Below are 20,868 nucleotides of genomic sequence, written 5' to 3' on the forward strand. Positions count from 1 at the left end.
GTATCAGGCGTTCGCTCAGGTAAAATTGGAGTTATGTTATTTAGCAATAGCTTACGCTAGCCTTGGAATTTTAGAGCGTGATGCAATTCATGCTTTATAGATTATTGTTGGATTAAAGCGGCAAACTGGGATATCTATCATCTAAACACCAGTAAATTAAAAGGCTCTGCGTGCAACAACAAATCAATGGACCTGTCTATTTGGTCGATGATGACGAGGCGATTATCGACTCGATCGACTTTCTGATGGAAGGTTATGGCTATAAGCTCAATAGCTTTAACTGTGGCGATCGTTTTTTGGCTGAAGTCGACTTAACCCAAGCTGGATGCGTAATATTAGATGCGCGCATGCCGGGACTAACAGGGCCTCAAGTACAGCAACTACTCAGTGATGCGAAGAGCCCATTGGCTGTAATTTTCTTAACTGGGCATGGCGATGTGCCTATGGCTGTGGATGCCTTTAAGAATGGGGCTTTTGACTTCTTCCAAAAGCCTGTTCCGGGTAGCCTACTGTCACAATCTATCGCCAAAGGGCTTACTTACAGCATTGATCAACACTTAAAACGTACTAATCAGGCCTTGATTGATACTCTGTCCGAACGGGAAGCGCAGATCTTTCAATTAGTGATTGCCGGTAACACCAATAAACAGATGGCAAACGAGCTTTGTGTTGCGATTCGAACCATCGAAGTACACCGCTCAAAATTAATGACCAAGCTGGGAGTGAACAACCTAGCTGAACTCGTCAAACTGGCGCCGTTGCTCGCCCACAAGAGTGAATAAATTTAGCGAGTAAAATGGCTAACGGTAATTACGCGATCTAAAAAAGAGTCCAGCCCGCAAGAATGAATCGTTCTAAAAACTTTAATGACGAGCCTTAGCGCCGTTAGCCATTAAAGTTGTGGTACCAATCTCTAACTCGGGGGAAATGATCGTTTACCGCATCTTTGTGAGTCAGCATTCCGCCGTGATCATAGTCATGCTTAAAACCCTGCTTCTTTGATAGCAGGGTGTAATCTACCCGCTTGATATGACACTCCTTAATCATTCGCTGCACATCACTTGGGTTACCTAACACGGTATCGCCTTGTGCCGCAATAAACCAAGATGGGGGCCAATTAGCATCCCTTGCAGCCATTTGATAGTCGAAACCATCATCACCGTCGACCCAATTACCCCGCACCCATTCAATACTCTGACGTAATGATGCACGAGACTCATTATCCATACCTATTCTCAGTTTATCTGCGGGCAGATAACCACTACGCCAAGCGATCATCGGTGCGACCTTATTCCAGATAAGATCGACCGTGAACCACTTTTTAACTGACTTAATCTCGATACGGCGCTTACTGCCAAAAGTCACCAGTGAAGCTACCGACCGCTGCAGATTTTCATAGCGAGCAATCGCACTGGCCATCAACACTCCGCCCCAGGAGTGAGCACACCAATGCACGCGCTTAGCTTTAGGGTGAAGTGATAGAATATATTGCTGAATTAGTGGTAACTGCTCTCTAATCACTTCACCCTGACCCGCTGTAAATCCACGAGCAAGCTTTGGCTCACTGAGACCGCGCCCTTGAGTGTCGAGTACATAAACCACCACGCCGGAGTCGGCTAAGTAGCAACCGAGTCCCTTACCTGAATCACTGTAAAAAACCCGGCCGTTTGACATGGCGCCATGAAGCATTAAAACAGGCGGCTTACTCATATCCGCTTGGACAGGCGTGATCTGCCGTAAATGCAGATGACCATGCAGGTAGGGAACGTAGAGGGATTTTTGCTGAATATTCAAAGGGGCAACACTCTTATTTTTTTAACTAACCTACTGAAATACCGGCCTAAAAACAAGAGCAAAGACTCTAAACCAAAGTAAAAAACAGATTGATAAATCTGATTTTAAACAGAGCTTAAAAACTATCAGCTAAATGAAACAAGGCGATAGCAACCTCTTTCAAACATGAAAAACTCACAACAAAATCGTTATGAGTCTTCCTAGCAAAGCAACAACAGGCATCGACTTAAGTTAAGCGCTAACTCATCTGAAACAGGTAAGGTAAAACCTTAAGGTTGAGTCGATTAATGCTGACATCTGCCGCTTGAGCCAGCTTGGGTTTGGCATGATAAGCAATACCAAAGTCAGCAGCATTGATCATCGGAATATCATTAGCACCGTCGCCTATCGCCACTCTTTGTCCCACCGCTATCTGCCACTGCTTAGCACACTTAAGCACAGTATCGGCCTTATATTGAGCATCGACCACTTGCCCGGAAACGGTGCCCAATAGCTTACCGTTATCAATATCTAGCTTATTAGCAAAAGCGGCATCTAGCGCCAATAGCTGTTTAAGCTGATCCACAAAAGGAGTAAAGCCCCCTGAGGCCACAACGGTACGCCAGCCATGACTCTGTAACTCTGCGATCATCTCCTTAAGGCCCGGCATTAGAGGCAGCTTGGCTCTTAGAATATCGATAATTTCAGCATCGGCGCCTTTAAGCTTGCCCACCCGCGCCCTAAGGCTCTGCTCAAAATCAAGCTCACCTTGCATTGCCAACTCGGTAACTTCCGCTACAGCAGGCCCTACACCTGCCATTTCGGCCAGTTCATCGATACACTCGATTTCAATCGCGGTTGAGTCCATATCCATCACCAACAGACCCACTTGGCTTAGCTGCGGCGCGTCGAAAGTTAACTCAAATAACTCTAAAAAATCCGTCTCACTAATAGCGGCAATCTGTTCGGCGCTTAAAGGCTCTGGAGTACAGACTTCAATGCAATTCAGGCCGCAATCACGTTTAATCAGAGCTAGGCTCAGCTTGCAATTTAGGGACTCAAGCCAACTGTCTACAGCGTCATTAATAACCTGCAGTTGCGCGGCGTTTAGGGTTTCTAGTTCGGAAAACAAGATCCGATAACGAGAAAACCCTTTTGGATATTCCGCCTCGTTATGACGAAAATAACTTTGTTCCCCAGCAGTAAAAGACATGCTACCTTCGGTACTTAACCAAGCAAAAACAGTCGATTGACTCAAACTTTCCATTAGTTATAGCTCTCCAACTACCGAGTACAGACATAATCAATTATGATTAGGTGAGTACACAATAAATTAAGGGTTTCAGTGTTCTATTTAAAAGGCCTAAAAAAGAGCCATCGAATAAGTCGCCTGTTACAAATCATGATTGCGATCGCATTATTCATCGGGCTCGATCAGTTGTGGGAAACTAGCCTACTACAAGGGCAGCAGCTTCTAAAGTCCCAAACAGAAAAGATGGCAAGATTACTGGTGCAGCAAACGGCTTATGGTGCTGCACCGGCATTACAGTTAGAAAATGATGAGCAACTACAATGGTTAGCTCAAGCATTAGTGCTAGACCCAAAAGTCATGTCTGCCAGTATTTTCAGTGAAGATGGAGTCAGACTCTCTTTTGCTCAAAGCGTCATCGATGAAGACTTAGAGCCAGACTCAGAAGAGTTATCCAGCATCTTGGATCAATATCCGCCCTATGTTGAAGCCGTCTCTCAAGATGGCAAAAACTTAGGCTATGTTGAAGTGCGCCTAGAACCTAAATATTTCTTTAATGAGATTAAAGAGGCACACCACATCAATATGGAACAGCAGCAGATAATGCTGCTTATTGCAGGCTTGATTGGTATGTTGTTATCCCGCGCGCTGTCATTTAAGCGGGCCGACTTTGATAGACGTAAAGCCAGAGTCAAGCTCAGGCAATTACTCTCAAAGAAAAAAGAAAAAGCCGCGGCTAAGGCAGCGAAAAAACAAGCTAATGACGCTAAAAAGCAGGCTAAAAATGCTGCAGCAACTGTAAGCTCCGGTATCGAACCTAAAAGTAGTGAGACGGATTCAACAGAACTAAGTCCCTCGGCTATTCAGCAAGCAGATACAGAGACCCAAGTCGTAAAACTCTCACCTAAAACTGATAGTGATAGTGATAGTGATAGTGATACAGCTAAGCCAACCCTTGCTAATGCTCCAACAGAACCTGAGCGAAAGCCTGAATTAGAACCAGACTTAAAACCAGACTTGAAACCAGAGACTGAATCAAGCTTAGAACCAAATCTAGCCCAGTCAACAGTGTCTAAAAAAACGACTGCAGTTAAGAAACAAATATCGGCAGAGGAGAAGCCCGCTGTCAAACCAAAAGCTAAGACGAAGCCTAAGCCTAAAACAACAGCTCAATCCAAAGCTCAAGCTAAGGAGCAGACCAAGCCTAACTCTGAGACAGCAACGGAAACTAAACCTGCTACAAAGGCAAAGGCAAACGTAAAAGCTAAGCCCAAGTCTGACTCTAAGACAGCAACGCAAGTTAAACCTGCTACAAAGGCAAAGACGAACGTAAAAACTAAGCCTAGCTCTGAGACAGCAACGGAAGCTAAACCAGCTACAAAGGTAAAGACGAACGTAGAAGCTAAGCCTAGCTCTGAGACAGCAACGGAAGCTAAACCTGCTACAAAGGCAAAAGCTAAGCCTAAGACTGCGGCAAAGCCTAAAGCGCCTGTTAAGGCAAAGAGCAAGCCGGCAACCGAGGTCAAAGCGGATTCAAAATCTGAGCCTAAAATAGAGCCAAAGGATGAGACAGATTAACTCGACCAACTTGTAGGCTGAAAAGTTTGAGGCTAAAAACAAAAACGGACGCATAAGCGTCCGTTTTATTACTCTTCAACCTCGCAGTCAACGACTGCGAAGCAGCGACTATTACAGAGTAATAGCAGCTTCTAGAGTCATTTCGATCATTTCGTTGAAGGTAGTTTGACGCTCATCAGAAGAGGTCTTTTCACCTGTACGGATATGATCAGATACAGTACAAACACACAAAGCTTTAGCACCGAACTCTTTCGCTACGCCATATAGGCCAGCAGCTTCCATTTCGACACCTAGCACGTCCATCTTTTCCATCACGTCAAACATTTCTGGATCTGGCGTGTAGAATAGGTCTGCAGAGAAAACGTTACCAACGCGGTACTTAGTACCCTTTGCGTCAGCAGCTTTAACAACAGCGGCTAGTAGGCTGTAATCACAGATAGCTGCGAAGTCTTGGCCCTTGAAACGTAAACGGTTAACTTGTGAGTCAGTACATGCACCCATACCGATGATCACGTCACGTACTTTAACGTCAGTGCTTACTGCGCCACAAGTACCAACGCGGATTAGGTTCTTAACGCCATAGTCTTTAATCAATTCAGTTGCGTAGATTGAGCAAGAAGGAATACCCATGCCTGAACCCATAACTGAAATACGAACGCCTTTGTAAGTACCAGTAAAACCAAGCATGTTACGTACGTCAGTCACTTGCTCAACGTTCTCTAGAAACGTTTCAGCAATGTACTTAGCGCGTAATGGATCGCCAGGAAATAGCACTGTATCGCCAAATGCGCCGTCTACTGCATTAATGTGTGGTGTAGCCATCAGAATAACCCCTATTTATATTTTTAGACCGTCGTAAACAACTTTAGTCTTGTTTGCTAGCGGCCCAAACTGAGCCGCCAAATTCAAATCTTGTTACCGCTTATGAACGAACAAATGATTCGCCATATTCCATTGGTTCAAGCTTATGGTAGCTTGCAATGGATTGTCCCATATCGGCAAAGCTATTGCGTAATCCTAAAGAGCCAGGCTCAAGGCCTGCGCCATAGGCTAAAACCGGTACACGTTCACGAGTATGATCACTGCCCGGCCAAGTTGGATCACAGCCGTGGTCTGCCGTTAACAGCAAGAAATCATCTTCATCGAGTAACGCTAAGATCTCAGGTAAACGAGAGTCAAAGTACTCTAGGCTACGTGCGTAGCCCGCTACATCGCGGCGATGACCGAAATGAGAGTCAAAATCAACGAAGTTAGTGAATACGATTGTATTGTCACCCGCTTGCTTAACTTGCTCTAATGTCGCATCAAATAGTTCTTCAAGGCCTGTCGCCTTTACTTTCTTAGTGATACCACAATGTGCATAAATATCTGCAATCTTACCTACACTGACCACTTCACCGCCGGCCGCTTTAAGCTTATCAAGCACGGTTGGTGCTGGCGGCTCAACTGCGTAGTCACGACGATTACCTGTACGAGCAAAGTCACTGGGACCTGTGCCAACAAACGGACGAGCAATAACACGCCCGATGTTGTAATCGGCAAGCTCCTCACGAGCAATAATGCAAAGCTCATAAAGCTTCTCAAGACCAAAGCTCTCTTCGTGACACGCAATCTGGAAAACAGAGTCAGCCGAAGTATAGAAAATTGGCTTGCCGGTGCGCATATGCTCTTCACCAAGCTCTTCTAGAATTATCGTGCCTGAAGAGTGGCAGTTTCCTAGAAAACCACTTAAACCCGCTCTGGCAAGAATTTTATCCGTGAGCTCTTTTGGAAAAGAGTTCTGCTTATCGCCAAAGTAACCCCATTCATAAAGAACAGGTACGCCAGCCATTTCCCAGTGTCCACTTGGTGTATCTTTACCTGAGCTTAATTCGTCAGCATGGCCATATGCGCCAATGATCTCGACATCATCACCAAAGCCTGCTGGAAACTCGCCCGTGCTCTCTTTTGATGCATGACCGAGACCTAAGCGAGCTAGGTTGGGCAGCTTCAAGGGGCCTTCACGACCATCATTAGCCTTACCTTCTGCACACGCTTTAGCAATGTTGCCAAATGTGTTTGAACCCACATCACCAAAGGCATGCGCGTCGTGCGCCTCGCCGATGCCGAACGAATCTAGCATCATGATTATAGTACGTTTCATAAACTGTGCTCCGTTACAGATCAGACTCGCGGATATAACGATAAATTTCCGGAGTTTTGTCTGGTTTGGTATCGCCAATATGAATCGCTTTCTTTACTGCAGCTTCAGCTTCAGCAAAGGCACCTTCAGATTGAGCATGAATAAATGCAATCGGCTTATCGGCATTGATCTCATCGCCTAGCGCACAGACCTTAGAAAGTCCGACACTATAGTCCAGAACATCTCCTGGCTTACGACGACCGCCACCTAAGGTAACGACTGCAAGTCCAAGTTCACGGGTATCCATTGCCGATGCAAAACCGGCTCTGTCCGCATACACTGGACGAATAATTTGAGAATCAGGTAGGTACTTGCTGTAGTTCTCAACGAAATCTGCTGGACCACCTAGGCCTGACACCATACGACCAAAGATCTCTGCCGCTTTACCGTTATCCAGTACAGCGTTTAGTTTTACGCGCGCTTCGGCTTCGTTACTTGCGATCCCGCCCAGTACTAACATTTCGGCACAAAGACCCATAGTCACTTCATATAGACGAGGGTTACGGTAAGCACCTGTCATAAAGTCTACCGCTTCTTTCACCTCTACCGCATTACCCGCACATGAAGCCAGAACTTGGTTCATATCCGTAAGTAATGCCGTTGTCTTAGTGCCTGCACCGTTTGCGACAGCAGTAATACTGCGAGCCAACTCTTCTGATAATTCGTAGGTAGGCATAAACGCGCCAGTACCGACTTTAACGTCCATCGCCAAAGCATCAAGACCAGCAGCAAGCTTTTTAGAAAGAATGGAGGCTGTGATTAAAGAGATAGACTCAACCGTAGCGGTATTATCGCGAATAGAATAGAAACGCTTATCGGCAGGAACAAGATCGCCCGTTTGACCAATAATGGCCACACCGGCTTCTTTTACAACTTTGCGGAACAGCGCACTGTCGGGTTCGGTGTTATAACCAGGAATGGCATCAAACTTGTCGAGCGTACCGCCAGTATGGCCTAAACCACGACCAGAGATCATCGGCACATAACCACCACAAGCAGCAGCCATTGGGCCTAACATCAAACTAATGACATCTCCCACACCACCAGTTGAGTGCTTATCAATAATTGGACCATTAAGATCGAGCGATTTCCAGTCTAGCACTGTACCAGAGTCACGCATCGCTGTAGTCAGCGCAATACGTTCATCCATGTTCATGTCATTGAAATAGACCGCCATACCAAAGGCTGCGATCTGACCTTCTGAAACAGTATTGTTGGTGATACCGTTGACGAAGAATTGGATCTCTTCAGTCGAAAGGACTTCAGCATTACGTTTTTTACGAATAATTTCTTGAGCTAAAAACATGTACTACCTCCAAGAGTGTAACTGAGTTTCGAATAAACAGAACCCTCAGTTAGCATTCCGCTAAAGTGAATCAAAAGCCGTAATATTGTTACATACTAACGGACTTTTGATACACCTAATTAGATTTAGATCACACTTAACAACAAGCTTAATCAGTAAAGATTAGTAACCTTGTGCACCTTGTGGTGCGTCAGCTAGCTCAAGCGTATGCAGCAGGTTAGTCAAAAGGCTCGAAGCACCGAAACGGAATGTCGCAGGAGTCGCCCAGTCATCACCAAGAAGACGCGCCGCAACACCTAAAAACTCTGCAGCTGCCGCAGCGTCTTTTACGCCGCCAGCAGGCTTGAAGCCAACTTTAGGGTTCTTTTCGCTGATCACAGTCATCATGATCTCAGCGGCTTCAAGGGTTGCGTTAACAGCAACTTTACCAGTAGAGGTCTTGATGAAGTCTGCGCCCGCATCGATAGATAGCTCAGATGCTTTACGAATAAGAGCAGGATCGGCTAACACGCCAGACTCGATGATCACCTTAAGGATAGTGTCTTCGCCACAGGCTTCTTTACACGCCTTAACAAGCTCAAAGCCTACAGTTTCATTGCCTTCCATTAGTGCGCGGTATGGGAACACTACGTCGACTTCGTCGGCGCCGTATGCAACTGCTGCGCGAGTTTCTAATACCGCGATAGCGATATCGTCGTTACCGTGCGGGAAGTTAGTTACCGTAGCGATTTTAATATCGTCGCCACCAATTTCGTTTAGGGTTTTGCGCGCAATAGGAATAAAGCGAGGGTAAATACAGATAGCAGCAGTGTCACCAGCAGGCGTCTTAGCTTTATGACATAGTTCGATCACTTTTTGATCTGTGTCATCGTCATTTAGAGTAGTAAGATCCATTAGACTAATGGCTTGTTGTGCTGCTTTTTTTAAGTCGCTCATAATAGCTCTCCGAGAAAGATTCAAATAATTAATTAAAACAGAAAATTATCGCACGGCGATGCCTTGAACTGGCTTATTTTGATTATAGTTATGGGCCGGGCCTTCGGCATTACCGAATTACATGCTTAATGCTATTTAGCGCTAAGCATAAAAATACTATTCAGGTATCCAACATTGTGAGCCATTTGGCCCAACCATCCTGACACTAGTGTCACGACTTGAATCCATGAAGACCGGGAAGGGAAATTGATACTGCTTATTTCTGCCTTTCCGCGAAAAATCCCTTTTAGCGCGTAGTAAATCTTGTAACTTTTGTTATGTCCCTTCTCTTACATGCTTATTATATGAGAAGGGCCTTAATGCTTACCTAAACAAACTGACTTAGCTATGCCCATTGATAAGAGCATAATAAATATAGCTGATGCTTAAGTAAAAATTAACCCGTTTTTATTACTGTCTGTTATATCTGTAGTTAAAAATGAAATAAAAAATAAGAGCGAAATTTGCAGTTTGTAGAATTTAATTAGAGCCGCGAAATTCGCGGCTCTAACAGATACTTAACGTGTTTTAAGCGATGCTTAGAACTTGTAAGTAGCAGTGAAGTAATGTGCGAAACCAGTAGATTCTAGACCTACGATGCCACCATTATCTTTAACTAGATATACGTCTTGGTATGCTTTTAGACCATAACCCAATGCGTAGTTCTCTGAGTGCCAGTGTAGACCGAAGTATGCAGCGCCACCACTTGAAGTAGTAGGAACAAACATGTCATCAACTGCGTCAGCACCGAACTGGTAATCAACATAACCTTGGAAAGAAACAAATGAACCGTTATCGAAGTTCATTACTGGCTTGAACCAGTTCATAGAAAACTGGTAACCGTTCCAGTCTTTAGCGTTCATGTCGTAAGTAGCATAAAGGTTCATGCCAGTCTTACCTAACCATGGGACCATAACGTCAGCACCAAGACCCCAGAAAGACATGTTAACGTCGCCGCCATACTCATTACCATCAGCATCTACACCACTGATTGCTCCGCCACCCCAGTTGAATAGAGTAGAGAAGTAAACTTCTTGGATTGGACCAGCAGAAAGATCCCAGCCAGTCATCGCATCGATAGAGAAACGAGGAGCAAACTTCATGAACATCTTGCTCTTACCAGCACCTTTGTCGCCTGAGCTGCTGTTCGTTAGGTTGAACACGTCAACATAACCGTATAGATCAACGATGCCAGCACGGCCGCCGAATTCCATCTCTAGGTAGTCGTGTCCGCCGTCATCAGCATCTGAACGTGGAAGTTCATTTACAGCGTACATTGCGTTGAACTGCATCCAGCTGTAATCGCCAGAGCGTAGGTCAGTACGATCAGCAGCGAAAGTAGGTGCAGACATTGCAGCAACAGCAGTAGCAGCTAGTGCTAAAGTTTTAACGTTTTTCATCATCAACCCCATTTTTATTTATGGTTTGCCGCCCCTCTTTATTGAAGAGTCAGCGTTTCTTTTTTATGGTGCCGCATTTTACTTTATTTATGCTAAACATCAACATGATTAATGTAAAAATGTGAACACTAAGTTTTAACATTCGAACAACTTCATGATTTTAAGGCAGCAAATACTGCTTTATCATTCTTTTTGTCATTTTTAAGCCGAAACAACCCCTAACCCTAGTGATTGATCATCTTAAAGAACGTCTAATTTTGAAAACGATTGATTTAATATAGCGCTACCCAAAAGGTGGGTAGCGCTTAGGCCGAGCAGTGGGCTCAGCCTAGAGGCTTACAATGCTAGGAAAAGACCCGCAAGTGTAGCACTCATCAAGTTAGCTAGAGAGCCTGCGATAACCGCACGGATACCAAGCTTGGCTAAGTCATGACGACGAGTCGGCGCCATAGAACCTAGACCACCAAGTAGAATCGCAATTGAAGATAGGTTAGCGAAACCACATAGAGCGAAAGAGATAATCGCTTTAGTACGGTCAGACATTGCTACGCCAGTCTCAGCAACAACCATACCGCCGTCTGCTAAGTCTTTTAGGTATGGAGCAAAGTTTAGGTAAGCAACGAATTCGTTAATGACAATCTTCTGGCCGATGAAAGAACCGGCAACAAGTGCTTCGTTCCAAGGTACACCGATAAGGAATGCTAGAGGCATGAAGATATAACCTAGAATTAATTCTAGTGTTAGATTTTCCATTCCAAACCATCCACCTACGCCACCGATAATGCCGTTAACCATAGCAATCAAGCCAACGAATGCTAGAAGCATTGCACCAACGTTAAGTGCTAAGTGCATACCAGATGAAGCACCTGCAGCTGCTGCGTCAAGAACGTTAGCAGGCTTATCAGGATCTTCTGGTAAGTCGCTCATGTCGTTCTTTGCTTCTTCCGTTTCAGGGTGCATCAGTTTAGCCATTAATAGACCAGCTGGTGCAGCCATGAACGAAGCGGCAACGAGGTATTCGATAGGTACACCCATCTGCGCGTAACCAGCCATTACTGAACCCGCGATAGATGCAAGACCACCAACCATAACTGCGAATAGCTCAGAGTTAGTCATCGTCGCGATAAACGGACGGACAACAAGTGGCGCTTCAGTTTGACCCACGAAGATGTTAGCGGTAGCTGACATAGACTCAGTACGACTTGTACCTAATGCTTTTTGTAGAGCACCACCGATAATACGGATGATCCACTGCATAACGCCTAAGTAATAAAGTACTGCGATTAAAGAAGAGAAGAAAACGATAATTGGTAGAACGTTAATGGCAAAAATAAAGCCAACTTTGAAGTTAGCTAAATCACCAAATAAGAAACCAATACCACTTTGAGCGTATCCAATAACACTAGATACTGCATCCGACATTCCTTGCAGAATGTCTTTACCGACTGGAACATATAGAACAAAACCACCAAAAGCGGCTTGAATTGCCAATGCACCAAAAACGGTACGTTTGTTAACTGCTTTTCTATTGTTTGATAGCGCGAATGCTATCGCTAGTAAGGTGACCACCCCTACTAAACTCATTAAAATATCCATTAACCATCACCCTATTGTTAATACTTTTTAATTATGTTGTTAACCAACCTTTTTTTACGATCCCGATTATACCCGACCACATCGGTAAAAGCGTCGTATTGATCAAGTTTTTGAGGTTTTATTTCAATGATTTTGTTGGAATTTCCGATGCGAGAAACATCTGTTTAATCAGAAAAAAACTAAAGGTCAAAGAGTTGCGTGACATTAGAAAACATCTGTTCTGAAATAAGAACGGATGATTTTTTTTGTAAATGTGCCATTTTATTGAGGATATCGGGCAAAAGCAGTGGCGTGTTATAACTATTTTGGCCATTTTTTGGCGCCATCGCAGGTGAATCTGTTTCTAATACGAATGAATCTACCGGTAATTCTGCCACGGTTTGTTGCAACTTAGGTGCATTATCATTGAGCAACAAGCCTCCTATGCCTAGCTTGTAGCCTAAATTAACATACTGCAGTGCCAACTGAGGGCCACCATAAAAGCCATGAATGACCCCTTTTCTCGATGGTTTCTCGCTTTTAAGGCACTTTAAAATCTCTTCATGAGCTTTGACCACATGAATAATGAGTGGTAAATCAAACTCCTTAGCCAAAGAAACTTGAACTCTAAATAAATTCATTTGTGTTATGAAATTACTTTTATGTAATTTATCTAAACCACATTCACCGACAGCAACTAGCTGAGAATCATCTTTATAGCGGATAAGTAAATCACGTAAGTCTTCAATATTCTTAACAGTTGCAGTTTCGCAATACCAAGGATGGATCCCCAAACTATAAAGGCAGTTATACTGCCGAGCCACAGCGATTTGCTTTTGCCATTGCAGAGGGCACACTCCTGGGATCAAAACCTTATCAATGCCGACAGCGTGCATATTCTCAAATAACGCTGCTCTGTCGTCATCAAATACTGGAAAATCAATATGGGCGTGGCTATCAATAATCGGCTTCATGAGTGTCGCCCTTTACTTTCTAATAGGTTTGCAACAAGCTTCAGGATTGACTGAAGATAGCGACGGCGGTTCAACTTCGGCTTTTTTGTTTGCCAACTGAAGTTGAGGATCGGATAAATGAGGCACGCAACTACGACGGTTCTCAGGGGTAAACCCCATCGCATCACACCATCTAATATATCTTGCCCAAATAGTTCTAATAAGCTTCATACATGCCTCCAGTGACCTTATTTGAGTTTATCCCAACTAATATGGGTTACCAATATAATTGAAAAGATGAAAACTCAGCGATATAAAAAGCAAAACCCCAAGCAGAGCCTGGGGTTTTTAGTATTGAATAGTTAACCGCGTATTAGTTTTCGCGAGTCTTAGCAAATTCAATATCAGGATAACGTTCCATCGACAGGTTAAGGTTAACCATTGTCGGTGCAATATAAGTCAAGTTATCACCACCATCCAATGCTAAGTTCATGCTGCACTTACGCTTAAATTCATCAAGCTTCTTGTGATCGTTACAATATACCCAGCGTGCGGTGGCAACACTAATAGCCTCGTAAATCGCTTCTACTTTATATTCTGTCTTTAAACGACCAACAACAACTTCAAACTGCAGCACACCGACAGCGCCCACAATTAAATCATTACTGTCTAGTGGTCTAAATACCTGTACAGCGCCCTCTTCCGAGAGCTGTACCAACCCTTTAAGCAGTTGCTTTTGCTTTAACGGATCTCTTAGACGAATACGGCGGAACATCTCAGGTGCAAAGTTAGGCACACCAGTAAAGCGAAGCTTCTCACCTTGAGTAAAGGTATCACCGATTCGAATCGTGCCATGGTTATGCAAACCGATAATATCACCAGGATATGCGGCTTCAGCACGGTTACGATCCCCCGCCATAAAGGTCAACGCATCACTTACGTTAACGTCTTTACCTAAACGAACGTGATGCATCTTCATACCTTGCTCATAACGACCAGAACAAACTCGCATAAAGGCGACACGGTCACGATGCTTAGGATCCATGTTTGCTTGGATCTTAAACACGAAACCACTGAACTTCTCTTCTTCAGGCTGCACATCACGCGTTTCGGTTTCGCGTGGTTGTGGTATTGGTGCCCACTCTACGATACCGTCAAGAATATGGTCCACACCAAAGTTACCTAACGCGGTACCGAAGTAGACCGGTGTTAACTCGCCTTTCAAGAACAACTCGAGATCAAATTCGTGTGACGCACCAACAACCAACTCCATCTCATCACGAATATCGGCAGCGTAGCTACCAATCGCGTCATCAAGCTCAGGATTATCTAGCCCTTTGATGACCCGAGAGTCTTGAATGGTATGTCCCATACCGCCTTGGTACAGGATCACTTCATCACGCAGCAAGTGGTAAACACCTTTGAACTCTTTACCACAACCAATTGGCCAAGTGATCGGTGCACACTTAATATTAAGCACTTCCTCGACTTCGTCCATCAATTCGATTGGGTCTCGAATATCACGGTCAAGTTTGTTCATGAAAGTCACAATAGGCGTATCACGCAGACGTGTCACTTCCATTAGCTTAATAGTACGTTGCTCAACACCTTTCGCAGAGTCGATAACCATCAAGCATGAGTCAACCGCCGTTAAGGTACGATAAGTGTCTTCAGAGAAATCTTCGTGACCAGGCGTATCTAACAGGTTGACGAGCGCATCATGATAAGGAAACTGCATTACAGAAGTCGTAATTGAGATCCCGCGATCCTTTTCCATCTCCATCCAGTCAGACTTAGCGTGCTGACCTGATTTCTTGCCCTTTACGGTACCCGCTTTCTGTAGCGCGTTTCCGAATAAAAGAACCTTTTCAGTGATGGTGGTTTTACCCGCATCTGGGTGAGAGATGATGGCGAAAGTGCGACGTTTGTCGACCTCAACTTTATTGCCTGACATGTTTACCTGTAATTCTGGGAGTTCACAAAGGCCGCAATTATAGCCGTTCACCCTAGTTTTTGCTACCAAACTAGGCTGTTAAATCGCTATGCCTCACTTTTGCAAATTAGTCGCAATAAAAAAGCCTCCAAAGGAGGCTTTTTTAAACTGATAGCTAGACTGTTAGTTAATCGCTAGCTTAAGTGCTTCATTTGTTCTTGCAAGTTCAAGTCTGGCAAAGCGGTGCTCAACAAAGTCATAGATGTTGGTTGCCAATGCCAGCCTAAAGTAATTGGCTGCCAGTACGTTATCACCCTGCTTTTGTGCAATTTTAGCCATATAAAAATAGGCTTCACAAAGGCGCTCGGCATACTCATTAGGGTGCTTTAGCCCCTCTTTTGCTAAGCTAAAAACATCTTCTTTACTTTTTTGACCTAAGTAGTAATCAACTAGAGCCGTTGACCAAGCATCTGACTGTAGTTTTTCGCGGTTGGTCGCTAGTTGTGCTTGAGCATTCTGCTCATCAATTTCGCGCTCGACTAAATATAGCCATAATGCACGATAGCCATCTGATGGTTCACGCTCATAGAAGGTGCTCATATCTGATACAGCGAGCTCCATGCGCTCACCATAATAAAGCGAAATCCCTCGATTTAAAAAGGCGTAATCATAATCAGGAGACAGCTCTAAAACAGCATCAAATGCTTCATAAGCACTTTCAAACTCACTCTCTTGGGTGTAATAAATTCCGAGGAAGTTATAAGCATCGGCTAAGTTTGGTTGAAGCTTGAGTGCCTGATGGAAATCGATACGACTTAATATACGCAGGCCTACACGATCATAGATAACACCACGGTCATAATGAAAACGAGCCCTTTGCTCAGGCGTTAACTCAACGCTGGCTAATATCTCATTTAGCTTAGCTAAGGTAATTTCTAATTTATAATCAGGCGAAACAGGCGCAACCCTAATCGATGCTTGTTGTTCACTACCTGACTGAGTGGACACACATCCTGTCAGCAGCATACTCACACTTACCATAGCCACGACTACAGCTGTTCGTATCTTTTGATTCATCCATTTAACCTTTTGATTTCGCCAATAGCACCAATCATAGCAACCCCTTATCACGACTGCTATCAAGGAATTGAAAATAATCAAATTAACACAGATTAATTGGTCAACTTTAATTTTTCGCATAAAAAAAGGAGGCTCAAGGCCTCCTATTCATTTAAAGTGCGAGTGCTTATTCAGCAGCTGGCGCATCAGCCTTAGGTGCAGCTTCTTTCATAGAAAGACGTACACGGCCTTGACGGTCAACTTCCATCACTTTAACTTTAACTTCTTGACCTACTTCTAGGTAGTCAGACACGTTCGCAACGCGCTCTTCAGCGATTTGAGAAATATGTACTAGACCATCTTTACCTGGAAGAATCGTCACGAAAGCACCAAAATCTACGATACGAACAACTTTACCGTTGTAAACTGTACCCACTTCAACTTCAGCGGTGATCTCTTCGATACGACGGATAGCTTCTTTAGTCGCTTCGCCGTTTGAAGATGCAATCTTCACTGTACCGTCGTCATCAAGTTCAATCGTAGTACCGGTTTCTTCAGTAAGTGCACGAATCGTTGCACCACCTTTACCAATAACATCACGGATCTTTTCAGGGTTGATCTTGATGGTCGTGATACGTGGCGCGTGCTCAGAGATATCACCACGATGTGAACCAATCGCTTGGTCCATCACGTTTAGAATATGAACACGTGCGCCGTATGCTTGCTGTAGAGCAATCTGCATGATCTCTTTAGTGATACCTTCGATCTTGATATCCATCTGCAGAGCAGTAATACCATCGCGAGTACCCGCAACTTTAAAGTCCATATCACCAAGATGATCTTCATCGCCTAGAATGTCAGAAAGAACTACGAAATCGTCGCCTTCTTTAACTAGACCCATCGCAATACCCGCAACTGAAGTCTTGATTGGTACACCTGCATCCATAAGAGCAAGAGAAGTACCACAAACTGACGCCATAGAGCTTGAACCGTTAGATTCAGTGATTTCAGATACGATACGAACGCTGTATGGGAACTCTTCAGCAGTAGGCATAACCGCGTTAATACCACGCCATGCTAGCTTACCGTGACCAATTTCACGACGCTTAGGAGAACCTACCATGCCAGTTTCACCAACAGAGTATGGAGGGAAGTTGTAGTGCAGCATAAAGCGGTTAGTGTACTCGCCCATGATGCTATCAATCTTCTGTGCATCACGCTCTGTACCAAGAGTACAAGTTACTAGCGCCTGAGTTTCACCACGAGTGAACAGTGAGCTACCGTGAGTACGTGGAAGTACACCAGCCATAACGTTAAGTGCACGAACCATATCTGGCTCACGACCATCGATACGTGGGTTACCCGCGATAATACGGCCACGAACCACTTTCTTCTCTAGGCTACCTAGAAGACCGTCGATTTCACGTGTATTAGCATCTGGGTTTTCAGCTAACAATGCTTCTTTAGCAGCATTCTTAACTACACCAACTTGAGCGTAACGATCTTGCTTAACTTCAATTTGGTAAGCTTCAGTTAGACCAGCTTCAGCCAAATCTTTGATCTTAGCAACAAGAGTTTCGTCTTGCACAGGTGCAGCCCAATCCCATACAGGCTTGTTAACTTCAGCTTGTAGCTCTTTAATTGCTTGGATAACAACTTGCTGCTGGTCGTGACCATAAACAACCGCGCCTAACATTACTTCTTCAGGCAATGCGCTTGCTTCAGATTCAACCATTAGTACTGCACTGTCAGTACCGGCAACAGAAAGCTCAAGCTGGCTATCAACTAGTTGAGAAACTGTTGGGTTAAGGATGTATTCGCCGTTCACATAACCGACACGTGCCGAGCCTAGTGGACCGTTAAATGGAATACCAGAAATAGACAGTGCAGCAGAAGTACCAATCATAGAGATAACTTCTGGGCTGATTTCTGGGTCTACAGAAACAACAGTAATGATAACCTGTACTTCGTTCTTAAAACCATTCGGGAATAGTGGACGGATTGGACGGTCAATTAGGCGTGCTGTTAGCGTTTCACCTTCAGATGGACGACCTTCGCGCTTGAAGAATCCACCTGGGATCTTACCTGCTGCGTATGTTTTTTCCTGGTAATTAACGGTTAGCGGGAAAAAGTCACGGCCTGGCTCTTCAAACTTCTTGCCAACAACAGTAACCAATACTGTTGTATCACCCATACTTGCCAAAACAGCTGCATCTGCTTGACGCGCGATAACCCCAGTCTCTAATGTGACTGTGTGCTGACCATATTCAAAACTCTTTACGATTGGATTCACGTGAACCATTCCTTAATATTTAATTACCTTAATTACGCGCGTAAGTATACTGCAAGTTGATTCAATAGATAAAGAGAATAGATGGATGACAAAGCACAATCTTTTCTCTAAAGTGGCTTAATCAGTCAATATCAACCTTAGCCTCAACAAGCATAGACCGAATGGAATAAACCTAAACCATTGATACAAGGAAAGATAGGTGATGAAGGAGCGTTTCAAATCCCTCACATGGAAGCAGACTATTTTGGTCGTATCGGCAACGCTATTTTTTGCCGTTGCAATCTTTCTCATTGAGGTTTTTCTGCTCCTCATTGACGCCCGTCAAGAGCTAACCGAAACCCAGCACGAGCTCCTTGATTCTGTCGAACAACCTGCGACAAATGCAATTTGGGCCTTAGATGACGTACTCGCGACACAAACGATTCAAGGGGTGTTAAAAGTCGAGCATGTTGACTCTGCAATAATGGTGCTAGAAGACGGCAGTCGCTTCGTCTCGGTTGATAACGGCGCCCCTGCAATCAATGCCGAAATCTTCATCAACATTAGCGCCAAACTCTTTGGTGATCTTACAGAGATCTCTCGCTCCATATACCGGCCTTCTTATATCGATAACGAGGGGAACGAGCAGCTTATCGGTACCTTAACCGTCCTTTATGACACTCAAGCACTGACAAGCTCTCTCATTTCAACTCTTAGGTTTAGCCTTTGGGCTACGCTTGCAAGAGCATTCTTGCTAACCCTTGTTTTATCGGTAGTATTTCACCGTTTTTTAACCCAACCCATCGCACGAATAAGCGAGGCAATCGATAATATAGACCCTGAATCTCCGGCCAAAAACCTGCTACCAATAACACGATCTCACAGTAATGATGAACTAGGAATCGTCACCTCAAAGCTGAATCAAATCTTGGTTCAATTTGATAATACTCAAAATAAGTTACGCAAAATGGCAACACGAGATCACTTAACGGGACTGCCGAACCGCACTTTGCTTTTAGAAACCATCGCGGTAACTATACAGCGTGCAAAACAGCAACAAAGTCAGTTCGTTTTACTTTTTATCGACTTAGATCGGTTTAAAAATGTAAATGATTCATTAGGACATGAAATCGGTGATCAATTCTTAGTACGCGTTGCACGTAATCTCGAATTGGCTGTCGCCCAAATGGGAACGGTTGCTAGGTTAGGTGGAGATGAGTTTGTGGTGCTCGCTGATGGCATAGCGTCACCGACCCAAGCGGCTGAGTTTGTCGATAAACTGCTCAACCAGCTTAACAGTCCCATGCAGCTCAATGAGCATACAGTCCACCCTGCTGCATCTGTCGGTATTGCAATTTACCCAGATGACGGCCTACGAGCAGAGGATCTTATACGCCACGCAGACATCGCCATGTATAGTGCAAAAGCATCAGGTTCAAACCAATGGGCCTTCTTTAAAGCTCAGATGACTGAGCGAGCTGCAGTACGCTTAAGAACCGAAGCATCTTTACATGATGCACTTAAAAACAATGAATTCCTGCTTCACTTCCAGCCAAAGCTAGATATTAAAACTGGTGAAGTAGTTAGTTGTGAAGCGCTGATCCGTTGGCAAAAAGATGGACGATTAATCAGTCCAATCTCTTTTATTCCGGTAGCAGAAGAAACGGGTATTGTTATTCCAATTGGACGCTGGGTGATTGAACAGAGCTGTAAAACAATTCGAGATTGGCAGATTCGTTATAATTTCTCTCTTCCGGTGGCGATTAATGTTGCCCCACAGCAATTCCAAGACGCTAGCATCGTGCCAGATATCAAGCAGGCTTCTCTGCGCTATCAAATCGCTCCGGAGCTGTTAGAGATAGAAATTACAGAGACCTCACTGATGAGTGATATCGACTCAGCAATAATCAAGCTTAAGCAGCTAAAAAGCGCTGGATTTGGTATTGCGGTAGATGACTTTGGCACAGGGTATTCCTCACTATCTTATCTACGCCGTCTGCCAATTACCACCATGAAAATTGATCGCTGTTTCGTCTCAGATCTTCCAGAAGAAAGTGCGATAGCCTCGACCATTTTGATGCTTGGAAAGCAGCTTAATCTAAACATCGTTGCGGAAGGAATTGAGAATGAACAACAGTTGTCTTGGTTGCAGGAACGTGATTGTCAAATAGGCCAAGGCTTTTACTTCAGCCAGCCTTTATCAAAAGAAGAGTTTGAAGCAAAGTACATAGAACCAAATCATACCCTCGTAAAAACGATTCATACTTAGCGGCTAAAATTTAGGTACAAAAAAAGGAGGCTTAGCCTCCTTTTAATAGATCAGACGTTAAAATTAACGACGTAGACCTAACTTCTTGATTAGCTCTTGGTAGCGAACGTTTTCAGTACGCTTAAGGTATGCAAGAAGTTTACGACGTGTGCTAACCATACGTAGTAGACCACGACGTGAATGGTGATCGTGGATGTGCTCTTTGAAGTGACCTTGTAGGTGGTTGATCTGCGCAGTTAGCAGAGCAACTTGAACTTCAGAAGAACCAGTATCATTTTCACAACGACCAAATTCAGCTAGGATTTGAGCTTTAGCTTCAACACTTAGTGACATTTCTATCTCCA

At 44.2% G+C, this 20,868-nt stretch carries 17 protein-coding genes; 3 read left to right on the top strand and 14 right to left on the bottom strand.

Annotated elements, in window-relative coordinates; all coding sequences use genetic code 11:
- The first annotated feature begins 170 nt into the window (after window positions 1-170).
- Window positions 171-782: a response regulator transcription factor gene (locus tag SHAL_RS16145; RefSeq protein ID WP_012278201.1), complete on the top strand. Its 612-nt coding sequence runs from the start codon at window positions 171-173 to the stop codon at window positions 780-782.
- A gap of 103 nt (window positions 783-885) precedes the next feature.
- Here the strand turns inward: SHAL_RS16145 and SHAL_RS16150 are convergent, their stop codons facing one another.
- Both SHAL_RS16150 and serB read right to left on the bottom strand, forming a co-directional pair.
- On the bottom strand, window positions 886-1,794 hold the full coding sequence (locus SHAL_RS16150) for an alpha/beta fold hydrolase (protein WP_012278202.1): 909 nt from the start codon (window positions 1,792-1,794) through the stop codon (window positions 886-888).
- A gap of 238 nt (window positions 1,795-2,032) precedes the next feature.
- A complete protein-coding gene (gene serB / locus SHAL_RS16155; protein WP_012278203.1) occupies window positions 2,033-3,040 on the bottom strand; it encodes a phosphoserine phosphatase SerB in 1,008 nt (335 codons plus the stop codon).
- A gap of 135 nt (window positions 3,041-3,175) precedes the next feature.
- Between serB and SHAL_RS23500 the strand changes: the two genes are divergently transcribed.
- Complete coding sequence (locus tag SHAL_RS23500) at window positions 3,176-4,600, top strand: AhpA/YtjB family protein (RefSeq protein ID WP_223296203.1); 1,425 nt, start codon at window positions 3,176-3,178, stop codon at window positions 4,598-4,600.
- A 111-nt stretch (window positions 4,601-4,711) separates the two neighbouring features.
- Here SHAL_RS23500 and deoD read toward each other — a convergent pair whose 3' ends face one another.
- The 11 genes from deoD to pnp form a co-directional block, all read right to left on the bottom strand.
- Window positions 4,712-5,422, bottom strand: a complete 711-nt coding sequence (deoD, locus tag SHAL_RS16165; protein ID WP_012278205.1) for a purine-nucleoside phosphorylase — start codon at window positions 5,420-5,422, stop codon at window positions 4,712-4,714.
- Window positions 5,423-5,522: 100 nt separating this feature from the next.
- On the bottom strand, window positions 5,523-6,743 hold the full coding sequence (locus tag SHAL_RS16170) for a phosphopentomutase (protein ID WP_012278206.1): 1,221 nt from the start codon (window positions 6,741-6,743) through the stop codon (window positions 5,523-5,525).
- Window positions 6,744-6,756: 13 nt separating this feature from the next.
- Window positions 6,757-8,088: a thymidine phosphorylase gene (gene deoA / locus SHAL_RS16175; RefSeq protein WP_012278207.1), complete on the bottom strand. Its 1,332-nt coding sequence runs from the start codon at window positions 8,086-8,088 to the stop codon at window positions 6,757-6,759.
- Window positions 8,089-8,250: 162 nt separating this feature from the next.
- A complete protein-coding gene (deoC, locus tag SHAL_RS16180; RefSeq protein WP_012278208.1) occupies window positions 8,251-9,024 on the bottom strand; it encodes a deoxyribose-phosphate aldolase in 774 nt (257 codons plus the stop codon).
- Between the two features lie 578 nt (window positions 9,025-9,602).
- On the bottom strand, window positions 9,603-10,463 hold the full coding sequence (locus SHAL_RS16185; RefSeq protein ID WP_012278209.1) for a nucleoside-specific channel-forming Tsx family protein: 861 nt from the start codon (window positions 10,461-10,463) through the stop codon (window positions 9,603-9,605).
- Window positions 10,464-10,799: 336 nt separating this feature from the next.
- Complete coding sequence (locus tag SHAL_RS16190) at window positions 10,800-12,059, bottom strand: NupC/NupG family nucleoside CNT transporter (RefSeq protein ID WP_012278210.1); 1,260 nt, start codon at window positions 12,057-12,059, stop codon at window positions 10,800-10,802.
- A gap of 179 nt (window positions 12,060-12,238) precedes the next feature.
- On the bottom strand, window positions 12,239-13,012 hold the full coding sequence (locus SHAL_RS16195; RefSeq protein WP_012278211.1) for a TatD family hydrolase: 774 nt from the start codon (window positions 13,010-13,012) through the stop codon (window positions 12,239-12,241).
- A gap of 12 nt (window positions 13,013-13,024) precedes the next feature.
- Window positions 13,025-13,222, bottom strand: a complete 198-nt coding sequence (locus SHAL_RS22715; protein WP_083758324.1) for a DUF5363 family protein — start codon at window positions 13,220-13,222, stop codon at window positions 13,025-13,027.
- A 142-nt stretch (window positions 13,223-13,364) separates the two neighbouring features.
- On the bottom strand, window positions 13,365-14,945 hold the full coding sequence (gene prfC / locus SHAL_RS16200) for a peptide chain release factor 3 (RefSeq protein WP_012278212.1): 1,581 nt from the start codon (window positions 14,943-14,945) through the stop codon (window positions 13,365-13,367).
- A 162-nt stretch (window positions 14,946-15,107) separates the two neighbouring features.
- Complete coding sequence (nlpI, locus tag SHAL_RS16205) at window positions 15,108-16,001, bottom strand: lipoprotein NlpI (protein ID WP_012278213.1); 894 nt, start codon at window positions 15,999-16,001, stop codon at window positions 15,108-15,110.
- 169 nt (window positions 16,002-16,170) lie between these two features.
- Window positions 16,171-18,276 carry a polyribonucleotide nucleotidyltransferase gene (gene pnp / locus SHAL_RS16210; protein WP_041416064.1) on the bottom strand — a complete coding sequence of 702 codons (2,106 nt, stop codon included), beginning with the start codon at window positions 18,274-18,276 and terminating at the stop codon, window positions 16,171-16,173.
- Between the two features lie 202 nt (window positions 18,277-18,478).
- Between pnp and SHAL_RS16215 the strand changes: the two genes are divergently transcribed.
- A complete protein-coding gene (locus SHAL_RS16215; protein WP_012278215.1) occupies window positions 18,479-20,524 on the top strand; it encodes a putative bifunctional diguanylate cyclase/phosphodiesterase in 2,046 nt (681 codons plus the stop codon).
- Between the two features lie 63 nt (window positions 20,525-20,587).
- Here the strand turns inward: SHAL_RS16215 and rpsO are convergent, their stop codons facing one another.
- Window positions 20,588-20,857, bottom strand: coding sequence for a 30S ribosomal protein S15 (gene rpsO, locus SHAL_RS16220; RefSeq protein WP_012156278.1), 270 nt, complete (start codon window positions 20,855-20,857; stop codon window positions 20,588-20,590).
- Window positions 20,858-20,868 lie beyond the last annotated feature (11 nt).

This window comes from Shewanella halifaxensis HAW-EB4, assembly GCF_000019185.1.
GTDB lineage: Bacteria > Pseudomonadota > Gammaproteobacteria > Enterobacterales > Shewanellaceae > Shewanella > Shewanella halifaxensis.